Origin of the sequence: Actinoplanes sp. NPDC048796 (genome assembly GCF_040650035.1) — a bacterium.
Taxonomy (GTDB): domain Bacteria; phylum Actinomycetota; class Actinomycetes; order Mycobacteriales; family Micromonosporaceae; genus Actinoplanes.
In genome coordinates this window covers 382412-405271 of sequence record NZ_JBEZGO010000002.1, presented here as the reverse complement: position 1 = coordinate 405271, position 22860 = coordinate 382412, and the positions used below count along the sequence as shown (strand labels likewise).

At 69.8% G+C, this 22860-nt stretch carries 26 protein-coding genes and 1 tRNA gene; 7 read left to right on the top strand and 20 right to left on the bottom strand.

The genetic code is table 11. The annotated features are described in order from the left end of the window. Positions 1-1494, bottom strand: a complete 1494-nt coding sequence (gene metG / locus AB0C26_RS10145) for a methionine--tRNA ligase (protein ID WP_360244708.1) — start codon at positions 1492-1494, stop codon at positions 1-3. Between the two features lie 254 nt (positions 1495-1748). Between metG and AB0C26_RS10140 the strand changes: the two genes are divergently transcribed. After that, positions 1749-2072, top strand: coding sequence for a hypothetical protein (locus AB0C26_RS10140; RefSeq protein WP_360244705.1), 324 nt, complete (start codon positions 1749-1751; stop codon positions 2070-2072). A 29-nt stretch (positions 2073-2101) separates the two neighbouring features. Here AB0C26_RS10140 and AB0C26_RS10135 read toward each other — a convergent pair whose 3' ends face one another. The 3 genes from AB0C26_RS10135 to AB0C26_RS10125 all read right to left on the bottom strand — a co-directional run bounded on the left by AB0C26_RS10135 (position 2102) and on the right by AB0C26_RS10125 (position 4417). After that, a complete protein-coding gene (locus tag AB0C26_RS10135; protein ID WP_360244702.1) occupies positions 2102-2797 on the bottom strand; it encodes a lytic transglycosylase domain-containing protein in 696 nt (231 codons plus the stop codon). 89 nt (positions 2798-2886) lie between these two features. Next, a complete protein-coding gene (locus AB0C26_RS10130; RefSeq protein ID WP_360244699.1) occupies positions 2887-3615 on the bottom strand; it encodes a class I SAM-dependent methyltransferase in 729 nt (242 codons plus the stop codon). Between the two features lie 4 nt (positions 3616-3619). Beyond that, positions 3620-4417: an S-methyl-5'-thioadenosine phosphorylase gene (locus tag AB0C26_RS10125; RefSeq protein ID WP_360244696.1), complete on the bottom strand. Its 798-nt coding sequence runs from the start codon at positions 4415-4417 to the stop codon at positions 3620-3622. Between the two features lie 124 nt (positions 4418-4541). Between AB0C26_RS10125 and AB0C26_RS10120 the strand changes: the two genes are divergently transcribed. The 4 genes from AB0C26_RS10120 to AB0C26_RS10105 all read left to right on the top strand — a co-directional run bounded on the left by AB0C26_RS10120 (position 4542) and on the right by AB0C26_RS10105 (position 6892). Then, positions 4542-5099, top strand: a complete 558-nt coding sequence (locus AB0C26_RS10120; RefSeq protein ID WP_360244693.1) for a YqgE/AlgH family protein — start codon at positions 4542-4544, stop codon at positions 5097-5099. Between the two features lie 77 nt (positions 5100-5176). Beyond that, positions 5177-5249, top strand: a tRNA-Ala gene (locus tag AB0C26_RS10115). Between the two features lie 468 nt (positions 5250-5717). Then, complete coding sequence (locus AB0C26_RS10110) at positions 5718-6344, top strand: hypothetical protein (RefSeq protein ID WP_360244690.1); 627 nt, start codon at positions 5718-5720, stop codon at positions 6342-6344. Next, on the top strand, positions 6341-6892 hold the full coding sequence (locus AB0C26_RS10105) for a hypothetical protein (RefSeq protein ID WP_360244687.1): 552 nt from the start codon (positions 6341-6343) through the stop codon (positions 6890-6892). Before AB0C26_RS10110 ends, AB0C26_RS10105 begins: the two co-directional genes overlap by 4 nt. Here the strand turns inward: AB0C26_RS10105 and AB0C26_RS10100 are convergent. From AB0C26_RS10100 to AB0C26_RS10080, 5 genes are read right to left on the bottom strand one after another with little or no spacing between them, the layout of a single operon-like run. After that, entirely contained in the window at positions 6889-7455 is a 567-nt protein-coding gene (locus AB0C26_RS10100) for a helix-turn-helix domain-containing protein (RefSeq protein WP_360244684.1), read from the bottom strand. The two genes, AB0C26_RS10105 and AB0C26_RS10100, sit on opposite strands and share 4 nt — an antisense overlap. Continuing rightward, the gene (locus AB0C26_RS10095; protein WP_360244681.1) at positions 7452-8138 is read right to left on the bottom strand and encodes a DsbA family oxidoreductase; all 687 of its coding nucleotides are present in this window, start codon (positions 8136-8138) and stop codon (positions 7452-7454) included. Before AB0C26_RS10095 ends, AB0C26_RS10100 begins: the two co-directional genes overlap by 4 nt. Further along, complete coding sequence (locus AB0C26_RS10090; protein ID WP_360244678.1) at positions 8138-8263, bottom strand: hypothetical protein; 126 nt, start codon at positions 8261-8263, stop codon at positions 8138-8140. The genes AB0C26_RS10095 and AB0C26_RS10090 overlap by 1 nt, the downstream gene beginning before the upstream one ends. 36 nt (positions 8264-8299) lie before the next feature. Beyond that, positions 8300-8740 carry a response regulator gene (locus AB0C26_RS10085; protein WP_360244675.1) on the bottom strand — a complete coding sequence of 147 codons (441 nt, stop codon included), beginning with the start codon at positions 8738-8740 and terminating at the stop codon, positions 8300-8302. Further along, positions 8737-9123 (bottom strand): response regulator, encoded by a 387-nt coding sequence (locus AB0C26_RS10080; protein WP_360244672.1) that lies wholly within the window; start codon positions 9121-9123, stop codon positions 8737-8739. The genes AB0C26_RS10085 and AB0C26_RS10080 overlap by 4 nt, the downstream gene beginning before the upstream one ends. 145 nt (positions 9124-9268) lie before the next feature. Between AB0C26_RS10080 and AB0C26_RS10075 the strand changes: the two genes are divergently transcribed. Beyond that, on the top strand, positions 9269-10102 hold the full coding sequence (locus AB0C26_RS10075) for an LLM class flavin-dependent oxidoreductase (protein WP_360244669.1): 834 nt from the start codon (positions 9269-9271) through the stop codon (positions 10100-10102). Here AB0C26_RS10075 and AB0C26_RS10070 read toward each other — a convergent pair. The 10 genes from AB0C26_RS10070 to AB0C26_RS10025 form a co-directional block, all read right to left on the bottom strand. Beyond that, positions 10099-10746: a GntR family transcriptional regulator gene (locus AB0C26_RS10070; RefSeq protein ID WP_360244666.1), complete on the bottom strand. Its 648-nt coding sequence runs from the start codon at positions 10744-10746 to the stop codon at positions 10099-10101. The genes AB0C26_RS10075 and AB0C26_RS10070 overlap by 4 nt on opposite strands. A 76-nt stretch (positions 10747-10822) precedes the next feature. Continuing rightward, positions 10823-11425, bottom strand: a complete 603-nt coding sequence (gene pilO, locus AB0C26_RS10065; protein ID WP_360244663.1) for a type 4a pilus biogenesis protein PilO — start codon at positions 11423-11425, stop codon at positions 10823-10825. Beyond that, entirely contained in the window at positions 11425-12111 is a 687-nt protein-coding gene (locus AB0C26_RS10060) for a hypothetical protein (protein ID WP_360244660.1), read from the bottom strand. The genes pilO and AB0C26_RS10060 overlap by 1 nt, the downstream gene beginning before the upstream one ends. Then, positions 12111-13136: a type IV pilus assembly protein PilM gene (gene pilM / locus AB0C26_RS10055; protein WP_360244657.1), complete on the bottom strand. Its 1026-nt coding sequence runs from the start codon at positions 13134-13136 to the stop codon at positions 12111-12113. The genes AB0C26_RS10060 and pilM overlap by 1 nt, the downstream gene beginning before the upstream one ends. A 10-nt stretch (positions 13137-13146) precedes the next feature. Then, complete coding sequence (locus tag AB0C26_RS10050) at positions 13147-13929, bottom strand: prepilin peptidase (protein WP_360244654.1); 783 nt, start codon at positions 13927-13929, stop codon at positions 13147-13149. A gap of 37 nt (positions 13930-13966) precedes the next feature. After that, positions 13967-14500, bottom strand: coding sequence for a type II secretion system protein (locus AB0C26_RS10045; protein WP_360244651.1), 534 nt, complete (start codon positions 14498-14500; stop codon positions 13967-13969). Between the two features lie 50 nt (positions 14501-14550). Beyond that, positions 14551-15783 (bottom strand): type II secretion system F family protein, encoded by a 1233-nt coding sequence (locus tag AB0C26_RS10040; RefSeq protein ID WP_360244648.1) that lies wholly within the window; start codon positions 15781-15783, stop codon positions 14551-14553. Between the two features lie 4 nt (positions 15784-15787). Further along, the gene (locus tag AB0C26_RS10035) at positions 15788-16921 is read right to left on the bottom strand and encodes a type IV pilus twitching motility protein PilT (protein WP_360244645.1); all 1134 of its coding nucleotides are present in this window, start codon (positions 16919-16921) and stop codon (positions 15788-15790) included. 110 nt (positions 16922-17031) lie between these two features. After that, on the bottom strand, positions 17032-18696 hold the full coding sequence (locus AB0C26_RS10030) for an ATPase, T2SS/T4P/T4SS family (protein ID WP_360244642.1): 1665 nt from the start codon (positions 18694-18696) through the stop codon (positions 17032-17034). A 75-nt stretch (positions 18697-18771) separates the two neighbouring features. Then, on the bottom strand, positions 18772-19770 hold the full coding sequence (locus tag AB0C26_RS10025) for a helix-turn-helix domain-containing protein (RefSeq protein ID WP_360244639.1): 999 nt from the start codon (positions 19768-19770) through the stop codon (positions 18772-18774). Between the two features lie 52 nt (positions 19771-19822). Between AB0C26_RS10025 and AB0C26_RS10020 the strand changes: the two genes are divergently transcribed. Further along, positions 19823-21112, top strand: a complete 1290-nt coding sequence (locus AB0C26_RS10020; protein WP_360244636.1) for an MFS transporter — start codon at positions 19823-19825, stop codon at positions 21110-21112. A gap of 36 nt (positions 21113-21148) precedes the next feature. Here the strand turns inward: AB0C26_RS10020 and AB0C26_RS10015 are convergent, their stop codons facing one another. Next, positions 21149-22813, bottom strand: coding sequence for an EAL domain-containing protein (locus AB0C26_RS10015; RefSeq protein WP_360244633.1), 1665 nt, complete (start codon positions 22811-22813; stop codon positions 21149-21151). Between the last annotated feature and the right edge of the window lie 47 nt (positions 22814-22860).

Here is a 22860-nt window from a genome sequence, read left to right as displayed (position 1 = left end):
CTACTTTACGTGCGGAAAGCTCAGGCGGGGGAAGGCCGGCACGGGGTGGCCGACACGAGACCCCGATGCCAATTGGGTACGGAGGCGGTCGGCACCCTGCGGCAGGAACGGCTGGGACTCGGTGGCCAGCAGACGACATGTCGCGACCAAAGTGGCCAGCACGGTGTCGAGGAGTTCGGTCGCGGAGCCGTCGCCGTCGCGTTCGGCGCGGGCGAGCTCCCACGGGCGAGTGCCCTCGACCAGCCGATTGCCCTCGTCCACCACGGACACGAGCGCGTCCGTGGCGGCTCGAAAGTCGAAATTGCCGAGGGTACGGTCGATACGGGCGGCCAGCGTGGCACTCGCACCGGACAGGCGGGCGCCCGGCGGCACCTGGCCGGCGCGGTACTTGTGAACGAGGGTCAGCGTGCGGTTCACCAGGTTGCCGAGACCGTTGGCCAGGTCGGTGTCGGCCCGGTGGATCAGCCGATCGAGGGTGAAGTCGGTGTCACCGGTTCGGGCCACCTCGCGGAGCAGCCACCAGCGGACCGCGTCCCCGCCGTACCGGTCGGCGAGGCCGGCCGGGTCGACGGCGTTGCCGGCGCTCTTGGCGAGCTTGGCGCCGTCCACGGTGAGGTAGTCGTGCACGAACACGGCGGTCGGCAGGGGGAGACCGGCCGACAGGAGCAGGGCCGGCCAGTACACGGCATGGAAGCGGACGATGCCCTTCCCGATCACGTGCACCCGCTCGGCCGAGTCCACCCACCACCTTTCGTACGCGGGGTCGCCGGTGCCGTAGCCGAGCGCGGTGACGTAGTTGGCGAGGGCGTCCCACCAGACGTACACCACCTGGTCCGGGTCGCCGGGCACCGGAATGCCCCAGCCGCCGGCCCGCGCGGCCGGGCGGGAGACACTGAAATCGGCGAGACCGGCCCGTACAAAAGCAAGAACCTCATTGCGGCGAGCCCGGGGCTCGACGCGCACCCGGCCGCTCTCGAGGATTTCCAGCAGTTGATCCGTGTAGCGGGACAGCCGGAAGAACCAGTTCTCCTCGGCCACGGTTTCGGGAGCCGTCCGGTGCTCCGGACAGAGGCCGCCGGCCAGCTCGGCTTCGGGATAGAACTGCTCGCAGCCGGCGCAGTAAAGCCCCTCATACCGTCGGCGGTAGAAATCACCGGCGGCGGCACACCGACGCCACAGCCGCTCCACACCGGCCGCGTGACGAGGGTCGGAACTGGTGCTGATGAAGTCGTCGAACGACAGGGCGAGGGGTTCGCGCAGCCCGGCGAACCGGGCGGCATTGCCCTCGACAAAGGCCCGAACATCCACCCCGGCGGCGCGCGCGGCGGCGACATTCTTGAGAGCGTTGTCGTCGGTCCCGGTCAGAAACCGCACCGGCCGCCCCCGTGAACGCGCGTGACGTGCGAGAACATCGGCCTGCACAAGCTCCAGCGCATGCCCGAGGTGAGGGGCGGCATTGACGTACGGAATAGCGGTCGTGAAGTAGGAAGTCATGTCTCTCCGCTCGCCCTGCCGGCAGCGGGAGACGACACGACAGACCCCGCACGACAGGGGCCTGGTAGTGGGTCGTGTTGCTAGCGCACGCCGAAGAGCCCCGGGAAGGGGCGCGTCATTCGCTCGAGGCGCGGCGGCATGACCCCGATGGTGTCAGACCCGCCGCACATCAGCCAGTCAGTTGATTCCGGGATCAGCCCCCGTGGATCCGGCGGGGCGATGTGAAACCAGGCGGCGACCGCCAGCATTGAGCCATGTCGCGATCGCGGAACATCCTGTCGTACCGGTCCAGTGGCTCGATTCTCAGCGTCTGCTCGAAGGACTCGATCCTGTCCGTGGCCTCACTCGGCTCGATCCTGTCGGTGGCGTCCGCCGGCTCGATCCTGTCGATCCTGTCGATCGGATCCTTCGGCTCGGTGCTCTCGATCGGCGCCCTGGGCTCGCTTCTGAGCATCGGCGCCTTCGCCACTTTTGCCAGCACCGGTTCCTATGTGCTCACCGGCTTCATCCTCGCGGCCGTCCTGACCGCCATGGCCCTGCTCGCGGTCGTCACCCGGCCGAGAACCCGGCTGAGCTGAGCGCCGGCTCGGGGAGAGTCAAGGATCGGCTAGTAGTTGCCGTTGTTCTGGAAGTTCTGCCAGGCGCCGCACGGCGTTTTGTAGCGGCCCTTCACGTAGCCGAGGCCCCACTTGATCTGGGTGGCGGGGTTGGTCTTCCAGTCGGCGCCCTCGGAGGCCATCTTCTTGCCGGGGAGGGACTGGGGGATGCCGTACGCGCCCGAGGACTTGTTTTCGGCCTTGTAGTTCCAGCCGCTCTCTGCGTCCCACAACTTGTTGAGGCAGGGGAACTGGTCGATGCCGAAGCCGGCCTCGAGCATCAGGGCGCAGCCGATTTCGCGGCTGCCGCTGAACTCGTTGCAGGAGCCGGGGATCGGGCCGCTGTAGGGGACCGGGCCACCGTTCTCCAGGGCCTTCTTCTTCGCCTCGGCCTTCTTCTTGTCCTCGATGACCTGCTTCTCGAGCTCGTGCGCGCGGGCCGCGGTGAGCTTGGCGGCGGCGGCCGCCTTGGCCGCGGCGGCGCCCTCGGCCTCGCGTTGCCAGGCGCGGGCGGCGGCGTGGGTGGCCTGGCGCTGCTTGAGCAAGGTCAGGTCCTGCGCCTCGACCATCAGGTTCACCGGCGCGCCGGAAGCGGCGGGGGACGCGTCCACCCGCTCCTTGCCCAGGTAGACGCCGCCGACCAGTCCCGCCAGAAGCAAGCCGACCGATGCCGCGCGCACGCCGAGGCGGCCCAGACGCCGTTCCACGAGGGAGTCCCTTCGCCGAGGATCAACGGCGAATACCATCACGCATCGACCCCTGTGCGCGAAACAGCAGGACCCGGATGTGACTGTAGTCACATAATGGGGCGAACCCAGGTGGAGATGTGCGACTCGCTCTCGTTGTGGAACGGGTCGCGGGACCACGACTCCCAGCGATGCTCCGGCTCCAGGCCGGCGAGCTGGGCCATGAGGTCGAGTTCGGCCGGCCAGACGTACCGGAAAGGAATCGAGGTCATCTCGCCGTCGACGACGTGGATCGAGGCCATGGCCTGGGTGGCCGGCTCGTACGTGTCGAAGCCGAGCCTCGTGGGGGTGACGGTGAACGGGACGGCGGTCTGGCCGGGCGGCAGCTTGCGCAGCTCCGGGAGCATCACCTCGATCAAGAAGCGGCCGCCGGGACGCAGATGGGCCGCGGCGTTGCGGAACGCGGCGACCTGGCCCTGCTGCGTGGTCACGTTCATGATCGTGTTGAAGACCAGGTAGACCAGGTCGAACTCACCGTCCACGCGCGTGGTGGTGAAGTCGCCGACCGTCACGCCGATGTTCTCGGCGCCGGGCTTGGGACGCAGACGGGCCAGCATCGCGCGGGACATGTCGATGCCATGCACCTCGACGCCGCGCTCGGCCAGCGGGACCGCCACCCGGCCGGTGCCGATCGCGAACTCCAGGGCCCGGCCGCCGCCGGCCAGATCGGCCAGCACGTCAGCGGTCAGCGCCACGACCGCCGGATCGAACTGCGGGTCGTTGGGGATGTCGTACTTCTCGGCGACCTTCTCCCCGAAGAAGCCATCGGCGTCCGTCATTCGATCACGGTAACTCGATCGGCAGCTTCATGCCCTCCAGCGCTGACGCGCAAGGGCAGGTCCGTCGCGCGGGGAGATTGCTCACCGCTTCCAGGAGTACGGATCGGAGGCGCTCCGTGTTCTCGGCGAACACCCGGAAAACCTCCTCCTGGGTGACACCGTGATCGCCCTCGACCCCGGCGTCCAGGTCGGTGACCAGGGCGATCGACGTGTAGCAGAGCCCGAGCTCGCGGGCCAGCACGGCCTCCGGGTGGCCGGTCATGTTGACGATCGTGCCGCCGATCGACGTGAACCAGCGCGACTCGGCGCGGGTGGAGAACCGCGGGCCCTCGACCACCACCATGGTGCCGCCGTCGACCGGATCGACCGGACGGGCGGCCGCCAGCACGACGGCGCGGCCGTCCGGGCAGTACGGGTCGGCGAAGTTCACGTGGACGGCGCCGGAGTCGTAGTAGGTCTGCGCGCGCCCACTGGTCCGGTCGATGAGCTGGTCGGGCACCACGAAAGTGCCCGGGCCGAGCTCGGGCCGGAGGCCACCGACCGCGCAGGGCGCGACGATCTGCCGTACACCCAAAGCGCGAAGCGCCCAAAGATTCGCCCGGTAGGGAATCTTGTGCGGCGGGAAGCGGTGGTCACGCCCGTGGCGCGGCAGGAAGGCGACGCGGCGGTCACCCACTCGGGCGATCGTGATCGGGTCGGACGGCTCACCGTAGGGCGTGGACACGACCTGCTCGACCGCGTCATCCAGGAGGGCGTACAGCCCTGAGCCACCGATGACGCCGATCTCCGCCGCTGCGTTCATGGCCAGACCTTATCGGTGGCCGGAAACTCGGGCTAATGTGCGTTCATGGCGTTGGTGGAAGCGTTGTGCGTGACGCTGCGGGCTGCCCGTGTATAGCGAGGGTCAGCGGATCGGAGGCCGGTCGATGGAGTCCATGACCGGCCGGCTCCTGGTGGCCACCCCCACCCTCAAAGACCCTAATTTCGACCGTACGGTCGTGCTGCTCGTGGCCCACGAGACGGGCGGCGCCCTGGGCGTGGTCCTCAACCGGGCGACGGAGGTCCCGGTCTCCGACGTCCTCGGCACGTGGGGCGAGCTGGCGGGCGACCCGGCGGTCCTGTTCGAGGGCGGCCCGGTGCAGCCCGAGTCGGCGATCTGCCTGGCCCGCACCCGCCCCGAGGTGAAAAAGCGGGTGTCCGGCTTCCACCAGGTGTCCGGCGCCCTGGGCACCGTCGACCTCTCCACCGACCCGGAACGCCTGCGCGACAGCGTGGCCGGCGTCCGCGTCTTCGCCGGCTACTCGGGCTGGTCCGCCGGCCAGCTGGAAGAGGAGATCGCCGCCGGCTCGTGGTTCCTGCTGGACGCCCTGCCCGGCGACCCGTTCATCAACCGCCCGGACGACCTGTGGGCCATGGTCCTGCGCCGCCAGGGCGACATCCTGGCCGCCGTCGCCCACTTCCCACCCGACCCCGCGATGAACTGAGGGGGAGGGGGTCCCGGCGGACACCCGCCGAGGGTGTGTAGTATTTCCTCCGTGCCCGGGACACCGGGGACAAGCAAGGGGCTGTGGCGCAGCTGGTAGCGCACCACACTGGCAGTGTGGGGGTCAGGGGTTCGAGTCCCCTCAGCTCCACGAGAGCGATGGGCGACCTGTGTCCGCGGAAAGCGCGGACCTGGTCGCCCTCGTCATATCTGCTCCGGGGGCCGAGCCCCCGGAAGCCCCGCGATGCGGTGGTTGCGCTGCGATGCGGTGGTTGCGCTGCGATGCGGTGGTTGCGCTGCGATGCGGTGGTTGCGCTGCGGGCGGTGGTGGCGCTGCGGGGCGGTGGTGGCGCTGCGGGGCGGTGGTGGCGCTGCGGGGCGGTGAAGGTGCCGTTCAGTGGGCGGCCTCCGAAGTCGGGCCGGGCGCCGGGAATGGCTGGCGTTTCCCTCGACGGGCATTGTTAGCGTTGGCGGGGTGAGCGGGCGGCCCAGGGCACCGCGCGGCGGCGATGGTGAGCCGCCGTCCCTTCGCCGCGGCCGGGGAGCATCACAGGCGGCGGGCACTGTGGCTCAAGCGCATGAGTCTGTCGCGCACGTCTCTCGGGCAGGACGGGCCGCTATGGCGGGTGGGGCCGGCGTCGGGGGCGATCCTAGAGGCGAGTTCCGGCCGGACTTTCCCCGTGGCGCCGAGTTCGTCGACAGCGGGTCCGGCTTCACGCGCCGGGCGGCGGACGCCTATCTGCGTATCCGGAACAGTCCCGAAGAGGCGGCCATCGTCGCGGCGAACACGGGGATCGACCCCGCGGTCGTCGCGAGGATGCATCGGAACCTGTTCGTCGAGGAGCACGACATCGCGCTCGGTCCCGATTGGGTCGAACGCGGATATTTCACGCCCGACGATGACATCGCCGACATGTGGGAGGGCGCCGTCCGGGGCGGCCTCAGCGCGGACGAGTCCCTCGACTTCCGTGCGCTCGTCGCTCACGAGTATGTCGAGAACAAGCTGATGGAAGCCGGCTTTCCTTATCGCTCTTCCCATCCGGACTCTTTCAACGCCGAGGGGGACAGCATCGTCAATCCGGCTGACCCCGGTGCCCATGATCTGGCGCCCAACGCTTGGCGGCCGGAGGCTCCGCTTGCACACTGGTCGGCATTCGGTTTGCGAGGGGACGAGCTGGAGATCGCGCCAGACCTGTCGAACCTCGACGAGATCGTGGACGCCGCATTGCGAGGATGGGAACGATGACGCCGGAAGACGCCGTACAGGAGATGGCCGATCGCTTGGCCGCCGTCGATTGGCGACGCGGTGGCGACAAGGCCTGGTCCAGGGCTGCGCTCGTGAAGGAGTACTTCCGGAGGGCGGCCAGGTGGGCGGCTGTTTATGGCTGCGACACCGCTGTGCCCTTCTATGACATCGCCGCGTGCGTCGACCCGGGCGTCGATGTCGACCAGGAGGTCGTTGGCGCCGTGGTCGCGAAGGTGGGGCCCGGGAACCGGTCTGTGCGCCGGCTGGTGCCGTTCATCCTGCGTTGGGCTGCCCTGCGCGGAACGCCCGGCGTCGCGTTGCCAGGCGACCTTGAAGACCCTTTCGAGCCTCTGGTACGGCTTTTCGAGCGCGGCGGCGGCTTCCACACCGAGAACGGCGAGGTCAACCTGGAATGGGTGTCCGTGCGTATGGCGGGCTGGCGGGAACGTGCGGGCGACCCGCCCATGAACGTCTTCGACGTGCGCGCGCTCGACGAAATGGATCGCGTGGGGTTGCGCGCCTACGTCGGGCACACGACCGGAAACTAGCGGGGTTCAGATCTGAGGCCGTGGAGGAGGAAGTCGAGGCGGCGTTCGTAGTCGGGGCGGGACTGTTTGGCGCAGGTGCGCAGGGCGGCGCCGCGTTCCAGGATCAGGTATATCAGGTCGGTGGGGGTCAGGTCGGGGCGGATGACGCCGGCTGACTGGGCGTCCTCCAGGAGGCCGCGGCCGAAGCGGCTGGCGCGGTCGCACAGGGTGGTCAGCTGTTCCGAGTCGGGCAGGGCCCGGACCAGGACGTCGTTGGCGGCGGGCTCGTCGTACTGCAGGAGCCACATGCGCAGCAGGTACTGCTCGAAGCGGGCCAGCGGGTCGGTCAAGGACGAGACGGCCTCGATGATGTCGGCGATGCGTTCGGCCACCAGGTCGTCGACCACGGCGTCGATCAAGCCGTGGCGGCTGCCGAAGCGGTGGTAGATGGTGCCCTTGCTCACGCCGGCGGCCTTGGCCACCTCGTCCAGCGGGGTGGTCAGGCCGCGGGCGCGGAAAACGTCGAGGGCGGCCCGGCGGATGCCCTCGACGTTGCGTCTCGCGTCGGCGCGCAAGCGGGTCATGCCGGCTGAGTCTGCCGGTCTTCCCAGGCCAGGTCGAGGGCGCGGCGGAACAGCTCGACGGGCTGGGCGCCGGAGACGGCCCGCTTGTTGTCGAAGACGAAGAACGGGACGCCGCTGATGCCCAGCTCGCGGGCGCGGGACAGGTCGGCGCGGATGTCCTTCTCGTAGCCCTTGTTCGCCAAGGTCTGCACCGCCTCGGCGCGGTCGAGGCCCAGCTCGGCCGCCAGGTCGGCCAGGATGCCGTGGTCGGCCAGGTTGAGGCCTTCGGTGAACTCGGCGCGGAACAGGCGCTCGACCATGGCGCTCTCCTGACCGTGTGCCTTGGCCAGGTGGATCACGCGGTGCGCGTCGAGGGTGTTCACCATCTGCGCCTTGGCGAACTGGTAGTCGAGGCCGGCGGCGGCGCCGCGGGAGGCGAGCTGGGCGTGCGAGGCCTCGATCTGCGCCTTCGGCATGCCGTGGCTCTGGGCCAGGTAGTCGTCGGCCAGGACGGCCTCACCGGGCGCGAAGCCGGGGTTCAGCTGGAAGCTGTGGTAGCGGATCCGCACCGCGGAGCCGTGCGGGTGCTGCTCGACGGCCTCGGCGAGGACCGCGTGGCCGAGGTAGCAGAACGGGCAGACGACGTCGCTCCAGATGTCGATCAGGATGGGCTCGGCCGCCCGGCCGAACACGCTGCCGGTCATCAGTCGCACCATCCGTCCGGGGAGCACGCGCCGGCGTCGTCCGACGACTCCAGCCGGATCAGGCCGGCCACCGGGGTGGCCGGCTCCACGATCTCTTCGGGTTCTTCCACTACGTCAGGCTCCATGAGCGAAAAGTAACTCAACTTGACTGGGGCGACAACTTAGCTCGAGAGCAGGAGCCAGTTCACGCGGCGCATCATCTCGCGGGAGCTGAACGGCTTGGGCAGGAAGTCGTCGGCGCCGGCGGCGAGCAGGCGGGCCGGCTCGGCGTGGCCACTGATCATCAGGACCGGGATCTCAGCCGTGGCGGCCGAGTTGTGCAGCTCGGTGCAGACCGCGAGGCCGTCGAGCTGGGGCATCGTGACGTCCAGGATGATCACCTGCGGGCGGCGCTCGACGGCCAGGGTCAGCGCCGAGCGGCCGTTGTCGGCGGTGAGCGTACGGAATCCGGCCACCTGCAGGCGGTACTCGATCACGTCGCGGACCTCGTCGTCGTCGTCCGCGATGAGGATGCTGGGCGCCACCGGCATGGAGAACGGCCGGGAGGACATGGCCCGGGCGAACGCGTCGGTGTCCGTGGGGCGGTCGAGAAGCGCGGTCATGGCTGTTTCCCTTCAAGAAGGTCGCGCAGTTCGGCGACGACCCGTTGGGGCGAGAGCGGCTTGGGCAGGTAGCGGTCGGCTCCGGCGCCGAGGCCCGCGTCGATGTCGTGTGCGTGCGTGTTGGCCGAGATCATGAGGATCGCGGTGTCGCGGCTCGCGGGGTCGAGCCGGGCTATCTGGGTCAGCTCCATTCCGTTGAGCGCGGGCATGCGGACGTCCGTGACGAGGCCGGCCGGGCGGGCGACCTTGAGGATCCGCGCCGCCGTGTTGCCGTCCTTGGCGGCGACGGTGCGGAAGCCGGCCGACTCCAGCGTCACCGTGAGCAGGTCACGGATGTCGCTGTCGTCCTCGGCGATGAGGATGAGGTTCTGGGGCTGAGGCATCGGGGGAGGCCTTTCTGCTCGGACACCCGCCCCATCGGCCGCGTCGGGGTGACCTCCAGGGAGAACCGGGTTGCAGACCGGTAGCGCCTTCGCCGATCGCGAAAAAGTCTTTCCCGCGGCCGCGGCCGGAGGGCAGCGTGAGGCGATGGCGACCTTCTCCCTTCAGGCACAGCCCACCACCGCCGCCGCATGGCTGGACCTCGCGCGGGAGGCCGAGCGGCTCGGCTTCGACGCGCTCACCGTGGCCGACCATCCCGGCGCGTGCGCGTCGCCGTTCGTGGCCCTCGCGGCGGCCGCGGCGGTCACCTCACGGCTGCGGCTGGGGTCGTACGTGTCGAACGCGGGTGTCCGCGAGCCGATCCTGCTCGCCTCCGATGTGGCGACCCTCGACGTCGTCTCGGGTGGCCGGGCGTTCCTGGGCCTGGGCGCCGGGCACACGCCGTCCGAGTGGGAGGCGATCGGCAAGACCAGGCCCGATGTACGCGGCCGGATCGACCACTGCATCGCGGTGGCCGAGGCGACCACGCGGCTGCTGGCCGGCGACGGTCTGGACAAGCCGCGCCCGGTGCAGGCGAAGGTGCCGCTGCTGATCGGTGGTGGCAACACCCGGCTGCTGCGCTGGGCCGCCAGGAACGCCGACCGGATCGGCCTGTCGGGGCTGGGCCGCACCCTCGCCGACGGTCACACGCACGAGGCACGCTGGAGTACCGCCGAGATCGACGCTCAGGTGGAGCTCTGCGGTGACACGCCGACCGAGGCGCTCGTCCAGCGCTTCGAGATCACCGACGACGGCGGGGCGGGTTACGCCGCGTACGCCAAGGAGGCCGAGGTCGAAGAGAGCGACCTGATCGCCGGGCCGTACGCCTTCTTCGGCACCAAGGGCGAGATCTCGGCCAAGCTGGCCGAGATCGAGCGGCGGTGGGGCATGACCCATTTCGCCGTACGGACGACGGCGGCGGCCGAGGTTTTCCGGAGTTAGTCGAACAGCTCGCGCTCGACCCGGGACCGGTATTCGGCGAAGAGATCGCGGTACCGGGTCAGGGCGCCCTGGGCGTCGCCGGCGTCCAGCAGGCGCAGGATGTCGTCGTGGCCCTCGATCCACGTGCTCCAGATGTCGCTCTCGGCGGTCATGGCCAGGATGCGCATCGTCCGGGCCACGACCAGGTCCACCATGGACTGGAGTTCGCGGTTGCCGCTGGCCAGGATGACGATGCTGCTGAAGTCGGCGCCGGCCGCGCTGGCCGCGAGCACGTTGCTGCCGCGCAGTGCCTCGACGAACTCCCGCTGCCGCTGGCGCATCAGCTCGACGTGGGTGGCGGTGAGGTTGTCGACGCCCCACTCGAAGCCCGCGCAGGCGAGCACGCTCATCACGTCGATCAGCTCTAGTGCGTTCTTCTGGGTGACCCGGGTGACGTGGCGGGTGCGGTTGGGCGCGATGTCGATCAGGCCCTCGACCGAGAGCTGGGCGATCGCCTCGCGCACCGGGGTGATGCTCACGCCCAGGCGCTGCGCCAGCTCAGCGTCCTTGATCAGGGTGCCCGGGGACAGCTCGCCGGTGACTATCTCGTTGCGCAGCTGGCGGACGACAGCGGCGGTGCGGGTCGGCGGGACCGCGTAAGACATACGGGCAGGGTACTCAGGGTGACAGTGGGGTGTTCCGCCTACCCACCGAGTTCACCCGTTGTACCCGCCGTGAAGATCAGCTGCCGGCCTTGCAGGCGTCGCTGCCGGCCGGTTTGCCCTCGCTGTCGTCGATCTTCGTGGTCGTGCAGAAGGCGGTCAGGTTGATGTTGGCGGTCATCGCGCCGTCCTCGGTGGAGAGGCCGACCGAGGTGACCAGCACCGCGCGGTCCTGCACGTCCTGCAGCCGGTCGAGGAACCGGTCGATGTTGGACTGGGTGCCCGTCGCGGTGAGCGTGACGGGCACCTCCACGGCCGTCGTCACGGTCTTCGCCGCGGCCGGGTCGCCCGCGGTGAAGTTGCTGACCGCCACGTTCGTGGCGGCGCCCACGGTCTGCAGCATGCGCAGGAAGTCGGGCTCGGCGTAGCTCTCCGGCAGGTTGTCGGCGAGCTCGTTCACCGACGCCTGGTAGGTGGCCCTCTTCTTGTCCTGCGCGGCCAGCTGGGCCACCTCCTTGTTGAGGCGCAGCAGCTGGATGTTGACGTCGTCCGCCTCGGCCTGCACCGCGTCGGTGTCCGAGAGCTTGGGCGAGATCAGCAGGAACCACGTGCCCAGGACGAGCAGGACGATGGCGGCGATCCCGCCGGCCAGCCAGACCTGGTTCGCGCGCCGCGCGTCCATCAGTTCCCCGTTCCGCAGGTGGTGGTGAAGCGGCCGCAGAGGGCCTGGGCGGTGAGGTCGACCGTCAGGGCGAACTTGAAGTTCTTGTCGCTCGTGTCGTACGACACCGACGACGCGTACGGCCGCGTCAGTTCGTCCCGGTCGGCGAGTTTCTCGATGAAGGAGGCGATGTTCCTCTTCTCCGGACCGGACCCGCTCACGGTGATCGTCCCGACGGTCGGGGTCGCGGAATCGGCCGACGACTCCGACAGCGCGCCGCTGAGCTCGGTCAGAGTGACGCCGGCGGCGGTCGCGTCGGCGCGGATGTAGCCGAAGTCGGTCGTCCAGGGAGTGTCGCTCGCCAGCAGGGACTTGAGCTCACCCTGGACCCGCGTCTGGTCGTTCATGAGCCCGGTGACCTTGGCGAACTTCTTCTTGCTCCCGGTCGCCTGCAGGACCATCTCGTTGGCGGTGTCGAGGTTGCTCTGCGCCTCGTCGTGCTGCTGGTGGGCGTAGGCGTACCAGGCCACGAGCACGCCGATCACGAGGATCACGGCGCCGATCAGCAGGAATCTCGTCCGGCGGGCGTTGCGGCCGGCCATGAGCTCGCCCGGCAGCAGGTTCGCGCGGATCGGCAGGATCCGCGCGGCCTGCTCGGGCGAGACGGCCGGGTCGATCGGCATGAGGGTCGTCGTCGATGTCGCCATCAGGCTGCCGCTCCCAGGGTCAGGCCGATCGACACGGCGGCCGACGGCACGAAACTGTCGAAGCCGCGTTCGCGGCCCTTACGCGTGTCCCGCAGGCGGCTGGCGCTGTCCGCGTACATCACGGTGATGCGCAGCTGGTCCTGCAAGTGCTCGGCGAGGCCCGGCATCAGCGCGCTGCCCCCGCAGAGCGCGAGCCGGGTGACCTGTTTCTGGCGCTCGCCCGAGGCGAGATAGGTGAACGAGCTCCGCAGCTCGTTGACGAGCGGGCGGACCGCCTCGGCGGCCGCCTCGACCGTCTCCGGGTTGCCGTCGCCGTGCAGGCCGAAGCGGCACTTGAGCATCTCGGCCTCGCCGGGCGGCACGCCGAGCCGGCTGGCCATGGCGTCGGTGATCTCCTGGCCGCCGCGGGGCACGGTCCGTACGATCAGCGGCTCGCCGTCGGCGTGCACGATCACGCTGGTCACGTCGTACCCGACGTCGACGATCGCCTCGACCTGGGTGTCGAGCCGGGAGGCGGCGCGCAGCATCGCGAACGAGGCCAGGTCGACCGCCTTGACGTGCAGGCCGGCCTTCTCGACGGCGGCCACCGAGCTCAGCACCGCGTCCTTGGGCATGGCGATCAGCAGCCCGCGCACGGTCGGGTTGTCGCCCGGCACCTCGAGCGGGTAGAAGTCCAGCAGCGAACGTTCGACGGCCAGCGGCAGCGCGTCCTTGACCTGGAACGGCAGCGCCAGCTTCATCTCCTTGGGCGGCAGGTTCTGCAGGCTCATCTCCCGGACCACGAGCTGTGGGCTGGTCACCGCGATGCTGACGTTCTTGGAGCCGAACTTGCAGGCCGCCCAGAGCTGCTTGATGGCCGAGGTGACCATCATCGGGTCCTGCACCACGCCGCCGTTGACCGCGCCCGGTGGCAGCGGCACCTGGCCGAAGTTGCTCAGCGAGTAGTCGTCCTTGCCGCGGCGGACCTCGACGGCCCGGATCGAGGACGAGCCGATGTCCAGCCCGATCGGCGGTGCGCCTGCCATCAGAGTCCTTTCAGGCGGAGGGTACGAGGAGGGAGGAGTACCAGTCGGCGATCGGCGCCGCCGCGAAGACCGCGAGAAAGGCGCCGGCGAGCATGTACGGCCCGAAGGGGATCCGGGACTTGCGGCCGGCCCGGCGCGTCGCCATGAGCGCGGCGCCGACCACGCCGCCGAGCAGGAAGGCGGCGAACGCGCCGATCAGCACCGCGCTCCACCCCAGCCAGCCGAGGTAGAACCCGAGCAGCGGGGCGAGTTTCACGTCGCCGCCGCCCATGCCGCTGGGCAGCGCGGCCAGCAGGAAGTAGACGAGGTAGAGGACGGCCGCCGCGACCAGGCCGCGACCGGCCTGGGCCCAGCTGTGGTGGGCGATCACGGCGGGCGCGATCAGAACCAGGGCCACCGCGTACGACGGAAGCACGATCTTGTCGGGCAGGCGCATCACGTCGAGGTCGATCACGGCGAGGGCGATCGCGATCGCCGCGAGATAGAGGTACGCCGGGAGTTCCCAGGTGAGGCCGAACTTGGCCGCCACCGCCACGAACAGGACGGCGGTCAGCGTCTCGACGAGGGGATAGCGGGGGCTGATCGGCGATTCGCAGTCGGCGCACCGCCCGCGCAGCACCAGCCAGCCCAGCACGGGGATGTTGTGCCGGTTGCGGACCTCGGTGCCGCAGGCCGGGCAGTGCGACCGCGGGTGGATCAGCGACTCGTCACGTGGCACCCGGTAGATGACCACGTTGAGGAACGAGCCGACGGCCAGGCCGAGGAGGGCCACCACGATGACCAAGAGCAGCATCGTCGTCGCCCTCCTCTCATGAGCTGGTGTGCCGGGATCAGGGGGTGGTGGTGGTAGTGCCGCAGGTGGCGACGTTCGTGTTCGCTCCGGTCAGCGCCTTCACCGAGCCGCCGACCGTGCTGTCGTAGGCGTAGACCTTGCCGCTGCCGCCGCTGTTGGTCGCGCAGATCTTGTACGAGGCGCCCTTGTTGTTCGGGTCGGTGCCGGTCGCGAGGTAGGTCAGCGTGGTGCCGTCGGAGAGGTTGATCAAGGCGGGCGTACCGGTCGTCGCAGGGGTCGTACTTCCGCTTGCGGCGGCGGTGTTGGCGACCGGGAAGCTGGTGGTCTTGCTCGTGTAATTGGCCGTCGGGTACGAGTTGCTGTTGTCGGTGTAGAACTGCTCGACCTGGCTCACCGCCGCCCGGACGTCGGACTGCGCCGCCTTGTCCGCCGCACCCTTGCGGTAGTTCAGGTAGACCGGCACGGCGATCGCGACCAGGATGCCGATGATGACCACGACGACCAGCAGCTCGATGAGCGTGAAGCCTTCGTCGTCCTTCTTGTTGCGCAGCCGGTTGATGACGTCCTGCATAGGGGGTGCCTCCATGGCGATGTGGGGTCAGGGAGTGACGGCGGGGTCCGTCAATTTGTCTGGATCTGCTGGCCGATGCTGAACATCGGGAGGTAGAGACAGATCACCATCGAGCCGACCACGGTGCCCATGACCAGGACCATGATCGGTTCGATCGATGCGGTCAGGGATTCGGCGGCGCTGTCGACCTCCCTGTCGTAGAAATCGGCAACCTTGTCGAGCATCTGACTGATTTGACCGCTTTCTTCGCCGACTTCGATCATCTGTGTGACCATGGCCGGGAAGATCGGGTGGTTGCGCAGCGCCGAGGACATGGTGTTGCCGTCCCGGACGGCGTTCTGCACGTCCTTCATGGCGCGGTTGATGACCTCGTTGCCGGTGGTCTCGCCGACCACGGTCAGCGCCTGCATCACCGGCACGCCCACGTTGAGCAGCAGGCCCAGGTTGCGGGAGAAGCGGCTCATCGCGAGTTTGCGCAGCAGCGGCCCGAAGACCGGCATCCGCACCTTGAGCTGGTCGACCTTCAGGCGGAAGTCGGCGCTGGTGCGCATCTGCTGCTTGTAGGTGACCGAGGCGGCGACGCCCGCGATGATCACGAGCGGCCCGATCCACACCATGTTGTGGCTGGCTGTGACCAGGAATTGGGTGGGCGCCGGCAGTTCGCCGCCGAGGCTGGCGAACATGTTCTCGAAGATCGGCACGATGAAGATCAGCACCGCGGCGATCAGGATGAAGGTGAACGACAGCACGATGGCCGGATAGGTCAGCGCGCTCTTGATCTTGCCGCGGAGCGCGGTGTCCTTCTCCAGGCTGTTCGCGACCTGCTCGAGCGCCTGGTCGATCATGCCGCCGGTCTCACCGGCCCGGATCATGGCGACCATCAGGCGGGGGAAGACCCGGTCGTGCTTGGCCATCGCGCCGGACAGCGAGGCGCCGGCCGATACCTCGGCCCGCAGCTCGCCGATCGCCTTCTTCAGCGCCGGCGCCGCGGTCTGCTCCTCGAGGATCGCCAGCGACCGCAGCAGCGACATGCCGGACGAGGTCATCGTGGCGAACTGGCGGGCGAACAGCGCCAGGTCCCGGAGCTTGACCCGGCCACCGAGACCCGGGATCTTGAGCTCCCGGTCGAGGCCCTTGCCCGCCTCGCTCAGCTCGAGCGGCGTCTCGCCGCGCTGGCGGAGCAGGTGACCGGCGGCGGCCTCGTTGGGCGCCTCGACGGTGCCCTTGCCCCGGTGCCCGGCGGCGTCGACGCTGCTGTAGCGGTAGACCTTGGTGACCGGCATGTGATCACATCCGTCCCACGAGCCGTTTGAGCTCTTCCGAGGAGTGGCAGAGCTCGAGAGCGGTCGCCATGCTCACGGTCTGCTCGCGGACCTTCTCGGCCAGGTGCTGGTCGAAGGCGAGCATGCCGTCACCGGCGCCGGCCTGCATGAACGAGGGGATCTGGTGCGACTTGCCCTCACGGATGAGGCTGCGGATGGCCGGGGTCGCGGTCAGGATCTCGGCGATCACCACGCGGCCCTTGTTGTCGGCCCGCGGCGCCAGCGCCTGGGTGACCACACCCTGCAGCGAGGCGGCCAGTTGGGCGCGGATCTGCAGCTGCTGGTGCGGCGGGAAGATGTCGATGACGCGGTCGATCGTCTGGGTGGCGCTCTGCGTGTGCAGGGTGGCCAGCACCAGGTGACCGGTCTCGGCCGCGGTCAGCGCGGTGGCCGTCGTCTCCAGGTCGCGGAGCTCGCCGACCAGGATGACGTCCGGGTCCTGCCGCAGGGCGTGCTTGAGCGCGCTCGAGAAGTCCTCGGTGTCCGAGCCGACCTCGCGCTGGTTGACCACGCTGCGCTTGTGCGGGTGCAGGAACTCGATCGGGTCCTCGATGGTGATGATGTGTGCCGCGCGGCTGCGGTTGATCAGGTCGAGGATCGAGGCCAGCGTGGTCGTCTTGCCCGAGCCGGTCGGGCCGGTGACCAGCACGAGGCCGCGCGGCAGGTGGGCGAAGCGGGCCACCGAGTCGGGCATGCCGAGCTCGTCGAGCGGCTTGATCTCGTGCGGGATGGCCCGGAAGACCGCGCCGCACGAGTTGCGCTGCACGTAGAGGTTGCCGCGGAACCGGGAGACGCCGGCGATGCTGTGCGCGAAGTCCAGCTCCTGCTTCTGCTGGAACTCGCTCCACTGCTCGCCGGTGATCGAGGCGCGGGCCAGCAGGGCGGTGTCGGCGGAGTTGAGGTTGCCGTATCCCTGCAGCGGCCGGAGCGAGCCGTTGACCCGGATCATCGGCGGGCTGCCGACGGTCAGATGCAGGTCGGAGCCGCGGGACTCGACCAGGGTGACGAGCATCTGGTTGAGCACGGCCAGGTCGCCCGGCGCGGGCGCGGCCGGCTCGAAGGGCGCCACCTGCTGGGGCACCTGCTGGGTCGTGGACATCTGCTGCGGCATCCTTTTCGTCGGTGGCGCCATCTGTATTCGGCACGCCTGGTGGCCGGTTGAGGGGCTCTTTGCGGCTATTCGGGTGAAGCACTCAAAAACCGGATAAGCTAAACGGCCACCCGAGAGACTTCCCGTACGGAGGTCAGGCCGCCGGCCGCCTTGGCCAGGCCGTCCGCCCGCAGCTCGTACATCCCCTGGTAGAGAGCGACCTCGCGGATCTCGTTGGCCGAGGCGCGGCGGATCGTGAGCGACTCGATCTCCGGGCTGATCGGCATCACCTCGTGCACGGCGATGCGGCCCCGGTAACCGGTGTTGGCGCAGTTGCGGCAGCCCTTCGGCGCGTACAGCACCTCCGGCACCGCCAGATCCTCGAACGGCCAGCGGGCGCCGAGGAGTTCCTGCTCGGTCGGCTTGTAGGCCTCCTTGCACCAGTCGCAGAGCCGCCGCGCCAGCCGCTGGGCCAGCACGCAGTCCAGCGACGAGCCGACCAGGAAGGGCTCGATGCCCATCTCGGTCAGGCGGGTGACCGCGCCCGGCGCGTCGTTGGTGTGCAGGGTCGAGAGCACGAGGTGACCGGTGAGCGACGCCTCCACCGCGATCTGCGCGGTGGCCGCGTCCCGGATCTCGCCGATCAGGACCACGTCCGGGTCGGAGCGCAGGATGGCCGGCAGCACCGCCGCGAAGGTCAGGCCGGCCTTCGCGTTCACCTGCACCTGGTTGACCCCGCGCAGGCGGTACTCGACCGGGTCCTCGACGGTGATCACGTTGACCTCGGGCTTGCTGATCCGGCCCAGGGTGGCGTACAGGGTGGTCGACTTGCCGGAACCGGTCGGCCCGGTGACCAGCACCATGCCGTGCGGCTTGGTGAACGAGCCGGCGAAACGGTCGAGGTTGTGCTGGGTGAAGCCCAGCTTGCTCATGTCGAGGTCGATGCCGCCGGTGTCGAGCACCCGCAGCACGATCTTCTCGCCCCAGACGGTGGGCAGCGTGGCGGTACGCAGGTCGACCGTCCGGTCGCGGATCAGCGCCGTGATGCGGCCGTTCTGCGGAACCCGCCGCTCGGTGATGTCGACCCCCGACATGATCTTGATGCGGGAGGTGAGCGCGGCCATGACGCCGCGCGGCACGACGTCGACCTCGTGCAGCACGCCGTCGATGCGGTAGCGCACCCGCATGTCGTCCTCGGTCGGCTCGAGGTGCAGGTCGGAGGCGCGGTTCATGACCGCCTGCTCGATCAGGCTGTTCACGTACCGCACGATCGGGGCGTCGTCGGCGCTGGTGGCCTGGGCCGCCATCGCCGACTGGTCGTCCTCCTGATCGACCATCTCGCCCAGGTCGCTGGCCTCGCGCTGAAGGCGCTCGATGATCCGGCGGACCTCGCTGCGGGCGACCACGGCCGGGCGTACGGTCATGCCGGTGGCGGCCCGGACGTCGTCCAGCGCGACCACGTCGCCCGGGTCGGTCACGCCGACCACGAGCTCGCCGTCGGACATCGACAGGCCGATCACGCGGTGGCGGAGCACGACCGGCAGCGGGATGCGCTTGAGCGCGGCCGGGTCGGGGGTGAAGCTGACCAGGTCGACCGTGTTGATGCCGAAGGCGGCGGCGGCCGCGGTGGTGAGCTGGTCCTCGGTGACGACGTTGTCGTTGATCAGGACGGCGCGGACGGAACGGCCGCTGCGCTGGGCCTCCTCGGCGGCCGCGTCGACGGCGCGCGGATCGATCCCGATCTGCTTGAGCGCGTCCAGCAGCGGGCGGAAGGTCTGGTCCATGACGTCCTTTGCATCGGCTATCGGTGCTTGCCTCTGTCCATCGGACGTACGCGGACCTAGCTGAGCCGCGCCCGGTTAGGACCCGGTTGGCACCGGTTGCCGGAAGGTTCGCCGATACGCGGTGGGCGCCACCCCGATCGCCTGCTGGAAGTGCTGCCGCAGGGCGGTCGCGCTGCCCAGGCCGGAGCGGCGGGCGACGGTCTCGACGCCCAGATCGGTCGACTCGAGCAACATTTGAGCGTGGGTGACCCGCTGCTGGAGCAGCCACTGCCGCGGGCTGGTGCCGGTCTCCTCGCGGAAGCGCCGGGTGAAGGTGCGCACGCTCATGCTGGCGTGGGCGGCCATCTCCTCGAGGCTGACCGGCTCGGCCAGGCGGTCGAGGGTCCAGGCCCGGGTGGGCGCGGTGCCGGTGTCGGTGGCCGGGGGGACCGGGCGCTCGATGTACTGGGCCTGGCCGCCCTCGCGCCAGGGTGGCAGGACGCAGCGGCGGGCGGCGCGGTTGGCCACCTCGGCGCCGAAGTCGCTCCGGACGATGTGCAGGCAGAGGTCGACTCCGGCCCCGACGCCGGCCGACGTGAGGACGTCACCGTCGTCGACGAACAGGACGTCGAGGTTCCAGTGCACCTGGGGGTAGAGCTCGGCCACCGTCTCACCCCAGCCCCAGTGGGTCGCGGCCGGCCGGCCGTCGAGCAGGCCCGCGGCCGCGAGAACCGTCGCCCCCGTGCAGATCGAGACAATCCGGGCGCCGCGCGCGGCTGCGGCTAGCAGGGCCTCGCGCACATCGTCGCGAAGTGTCCCATCCGTCACGGTGGTCCCGGCATCAACGCCGGGCACGACGATCGTCTCGGCGGTTTCCAGAACCGACAAATCATGATCTGGGGTCACGGTGAAGCCCGCCGAACTGCGTACGGGCCCTGGACCGCAGACCACCGTCTTGTAGTGCCGGCGCAGGTCGGCGTCGCGAGCGGCGCGGAACACCTGGGTGGCAGTTCCCAGATCGAAGGGGACGAGGCCGTCGAGCACGAGGACGGCGACAACGTGGCGGCTGTGCGGCATGGCCCGATTCTTGCGCATGATGGCCTCTCGGCCACTCGTCCGGGCGGGTGGAGATTCGCAGACTGTGTACGTGCTCAAGACCCGCATTCATCCGGCCTGGTTCGTCGCCGTGGTGGCCTTCGTCGCGCTCGTCGGCGCCGCCGGCTTCCGGGCCACTCCCTCCGTGATGCTCCGCCCGCTGCACGACGAGTTCGGCTGGTCCCTCGGCACGATCTCGGCCGCCGTCTCGGTGAACCTTCTGCTGTACGGCCTGACCGCCCCGTTCGCGGCCGCCCTGATGGAGCGCTTCGGCGTCCGGCGCGTGATCATGGCCGCGCTGGTGCTGGTCGCGGCCGGTTCCGGCCTCACCGTCTTCATGCGTACGAGCTGGCAGCTCGTGCTGCTCTGGGGCGTGCTCGTCGGCCTGGGCACCGGCTCGATGGCCCTCGGCTTCGTCGCCACCATCACCGGCCGCTGGTTCGTCAAGCACCGTGGCCTGGTCACCGGCGTCCTCACCGCCGGCGGCGCGGCCGGCAACCTGGTCTTCCTGCCGCTGCTCGCCTCGATCACCGAGAACCACGGCTGGCGGGTCGCCGCGCTGACCGTCACCGGGGCCGCGTTGCTGGTCGTGCCGCTGGTCTGGTGGCGTCTACGCGACCATCCGGCCGAGCTGGGACTCGGCCCGCTGGGCGGCGAGTACGAACAGCCGAAGCCGATCGCCCCGCAGGGCGCGGCCCGGATCGCGCTGCGGGCGCTGCGCGACGCCGCCCGCACCCGGCCGTTCTGGCTGCTCGCGGGTGGCTTCGCGATCTGCGGCGCCACCACCAACGGGCTGGTCGGCACCCATTTCATCCCGGCCGCCCACGATCACGGCATGGCCGAGACCACGGCCGCGAGCCTGCTGGCGCTGGTCGGCCTGTTCGACATCGTCGGCACGATCCTGTCCGGCTGGCTGACCGACCGGGTGGACAGCCGGATCCTGCTCGGCGGCTACTACTTCCTGCGCGGGATGTCGCTGCTGGTGCTGCCGTCGCTGTTCGCGGCGACCGCACATCCGAGCATGGTGCTGTTCATCCTCTTCTACGGGCTGGACTGGGTGGCGACCGTCCCGCCGACGGTGACGCTGTGCCGGGAGTACTTCGGCGACCGCGGCGCCGTCGTCTTCGGCTGGGTCTTCGCCTCGCACCAGTTCGGCGCGGCGGCCGCCGCCACCGCCGCCGGCCTGGTCCGCGACCAGCTCGGCGCCTACACCTGGGCCTGGTACGGCGCCGGGGCGCTGGCCGTGCTGGCCAGCGTGCTCAGCCTGATGCTGTTCGCCGGCAAGCGCCTCAAGCCGGTAGCGCCCGGGATCGGCCTGGCCGTCGAGCCCGCCCAGGCGTAGGGGCGGGCCACCCGGCCGGACGGTGGCCGGGTGGCCCTAGCTCTGTTGGAGGGCGCTCTGCCTGGTCAGCAGGCCGGTGAGCTCGGCCGCCGGCATCGGGCGGGCGAAGTGGTAGCCCTGCGCGTGCACGCAGTCCAGCTCGCGCAGGCGATCGGCCTGCTCCCGGTCCTCGACGCCCTCGGCCACCGGTGACAGGTTGAAGGTGCGGGCGATCTGCAGGACCGCTTCGGCCACCGAACCGCCACCGGAGTTCTCGTGCATGGCCTGCACGAACGACTTGTCGATCTTCACTACGTCGACCGGCAGGGCGCCCAGGTGGCTCAGCGACGAGAAGCCGGTGCCGAAGTCGTCCAGGGCGATCCGCACTCCGAGGGTCTTGAGCGAGGCCAGGACGCGGGCCGACTCCTTGAGGTCGGTCAGCGCGACCGACTCGGTCAGCTCCAGCACGAGCAGTTCGGACGGGATGCCGGTCTCCTCGATCACCGCGCGGATCTCGTCGGTCAGGTCCGGGTTGGCCAGCTGCGAGGCCGACAGGTTGACGTTCAGCTCGAAGCCGGGGTTCTGGCGCTGCCACTCGACGGCGCGCAGGCAGGCCTCGCGCAGGATCCACAGGCCCAGCTTGGGCATCATGCCCATCGTCTCGGCCAGCTCGAGGAAGGCGCCCGGCGGCAGCAGGCCACGGTTCGGGTGCTGCCAGCGGACCAGGGCCTCGACGCCGACCGTGTGCTCGCCGTCCAGGTCGACGATCGGCTGGTAGAAGACCTCGAACTGGCCGTCCAGGAACGCCCGGCGCAGATCGGCCTCGTCGCGGCGGCGCTGCTCCATCTCGGCGAAGCGGGCCGGGTCGAACCGTCGTACGACCCCTTTGCCGTCTTCTTTCGCCTGATAGAGAGCTTCGTCGGCCTCGCGCAGCAGGGTGTCGACGTCGTGTTCGCCGCCCTTGGTGATGGCGATGCCGGCGCTGGCCCGGATGGTCAGCACCACCTCACCGATCTCCAGCGGCTGTTCCAGGTCGCGCAGGATCCGGCCGGCCACCGTGTCGGCGATGGTGTCGTCGACCAGCCGGGGGAGCAGCACCACGAACTCGTCGCCGCCGAGCCTCGACACGGTGTCGTTGGCCCGCACGTTCGCGTTCAGCCGTTCGGCGGTGACCTTGAGCAGCTCGTCGCCGGCCGCGTGGCCGTACGTGTCGTTGACGCCCTTGAACCCGTCGAGGTCGAACAGGACGACGGCGGTCATCGTCTGGTCGTCGTCGGCCAGCGCGTCGGTGGCGTGGTCCATGAACATGGCCCGGTTGCCGAGCTGGGTCAGCGGGTCGCGGAACGCCTGGCGGGCCAGGATGGCGCGCTGCTTGGTGAGGTCGCGCATGAGTCCCTCGTTCGTGTGTGAACCGAGGAACTGCCGGATGAGGATGATGCCGGCCACGATGATGATCAGCCAGGTCAGCTCCGGATCGGCGCCGCCGAGCCGGCCGTGCTGCACCGCCGCGGTGACGACGGCCGCCGCGACCGGCGCGTACTGCACCAGCGGCCAGGCGTCGGCCAGCCGCGCCACCGCCGCGCCGGCCAGCACCACTCCCACGAGGGGGAGGATCCAGCCGGCCACGCTCGCGTTCTCGTCGGTCAGCCGCTCGAAGAGCAGCGGCCAGGCGAGCGCCATGAGCGACGCGAAGATCAGGGCGTCGTCGACACCGCGCCGCACCCTGTTCACAGCCTTGCCGGAACGAACCATGGCCGCCCCATCGGCCG

Bases quoted from the DNA above. Each gene is read 5' to 3' on its own strand.
- metG (WP_360244708.1), bottom strand. From the start codon at position 1,494: ATGACTTCCTACTTCACGACCGCTATTCCGTACGTCAATGCCGCCCCT.
- AB0C26_RS10140 (WP_360244705.1), top strand. From the start codon at position 1,749: ATGTCGCGATCGCGGAACATCCTGTCGTACCGGTCCAGTGGCTCGATT.
- AB0C26_RS10130 (WP_360244699.1), bottom strand. From the start codon at position 3,615: ATGACGGACGCCGATGGCTTCTTCGGGGAGAAGGTCGCCGAGAAGTAC.
- AB0C26_RS10125 (WP_360244696.1), bottom strand. From the start codon at position 4,417: ATGAACGCAGCGGCGGAGATCGGCGTCATCGGTGGCTCAGGGCTGTAC.
- AB0C26_RS10120 (WP_360244693.1), top strand. From the start codon at position 4,542: ATGGAGTCCATGACCGGCCGGCTCCTGGTGGCCACCCCCACCCTCAAA.
- AB0C26_RS10110 (WP_360244690.1), top strand. From the start codon at position 5,718: ATGGCGGGTGGGGCCGGCGTCGGGGGCGATCCTAGAGGCGAGTTCCGG.
- AB0C26_RS10105 (WP_360244687.1), top strand. From the start codon at position 6,341: ATGACGCCGGAAGACGCCGTACAGGAGATGGCCGATCGCTTGGCCGCC.
- AB0C26_RS10100 (WP_360244684.1), bottom strand. From the start codon at position 7,455: ATGACCCGCTTGCGCGCCGACGCGAGACGCAACGTCGAGGGCATCCGC.
- AB0C26_RS10095 (WP_360244681.1), bottom strand. From the start codon at position 8,138: ATGACCGGCAGCGTGTTCGGCCGGGCGGCCGAGCCCATCCTGATCGAC.
- AB0C26_RS10090 (WP_360244678.1), bottom strand. From the start codon at position 8,263: ATGGAGCCTGACGTAGTGGAAGAACCCGAAGAGATCGTGGAGCCGGCC.
- AB0C26_RS10085 (WP_360244675.1), bottom strand. From the start codon at position 8,740: ATGACCGCGCTTCTCGACCGCCCCACGGACACCGACGCGTTCGCCCGG.
- AB0C26_RS10080 (WP_360244672.1), bottom strand. From the start codon at position 9,123: ATGCCTCAGCCCCAGAACCTCATCCTCATCGCCGAGGACGACAGCGAC.
- AB0C26_RS10075 (WP_360244669.1), top strand. From the start codon at position 9,269: ATGGCGACCTTCTCCCTTCAGGCACAGCCCACCACCGCCGCCGCATGG.
- AB0C26_RS10070 (WP_360244666.1), bottom strand. From the start codon at position 10,746: ATGTCTTACGCGGTCCCGCCGACCCGCACCGCCGCTGTCGTCCGCCAG.
- pilO (WP_360244663.1), bottom strand. From the start codon at position 11,425: ATGGACGCGCGGCGCGCGAACCAGGTCTGGCTGGCCGGCGGGATCGCC.
- AB0C26_RS10060 (WP_360244660.1), bottom strand. From the start codon at position 12,111: ATGGCGACATCGACGACGACCCTCATGCCGATCGACCCGGCCGTCTCG.
- pilM (WP_360244657.1), bottom strand. From the start codon at position 13,136: ATGGCAGGCGCACCGCCGATCGGGCTGGACATCGGCTCGTCCTCGATC.
- AB0C26_RS10050 (WP_360244654.1), bottom strand. From the start codon at position 13,929: ATGCTGCTCTTGGTCATCGTGGTGGCCCTCCTCGGCCTGGCCGTCGGC.
- AB0C26_RS10045 (WP_360244651.1), bottom strand. From the start codon at position 14,500: ATGCAGGACGTCATCAACCGGCTGCGCAACAAGAAGGACGACGAAGGC.
- AB0C26_RS10040 (WP_360244648.1), bottom strand. From the start codon at position 15,783: ATGCCGGTCACCAAGGTCTACCGCTACAGCAGCGTCGACGCCGCCGGG.
- AB0C26_RS10035 (WP_360244645.1), bottom strand. From the start codon at position 16,921: ATGTCCACGACCCAGCAGGTGCCCCAGCAGGTGGCGCCCTTCGAGCCG.
- AB0C26_RS10030 (WP_360244642.1), bottom strand. From the start codon at position 18,696: ATGGACCAGACCTTCCGCCCGCTGCTGGACGCGCTCAAGCAGATCGGG.
- AB0C26_RS10025 (WP_360244639.1), bottom strand. From the start codon at position 19,770: ATGCGCAAGAATCGGGCCATGCCGCACAGCCGCCACGTTGTCGCCGTC.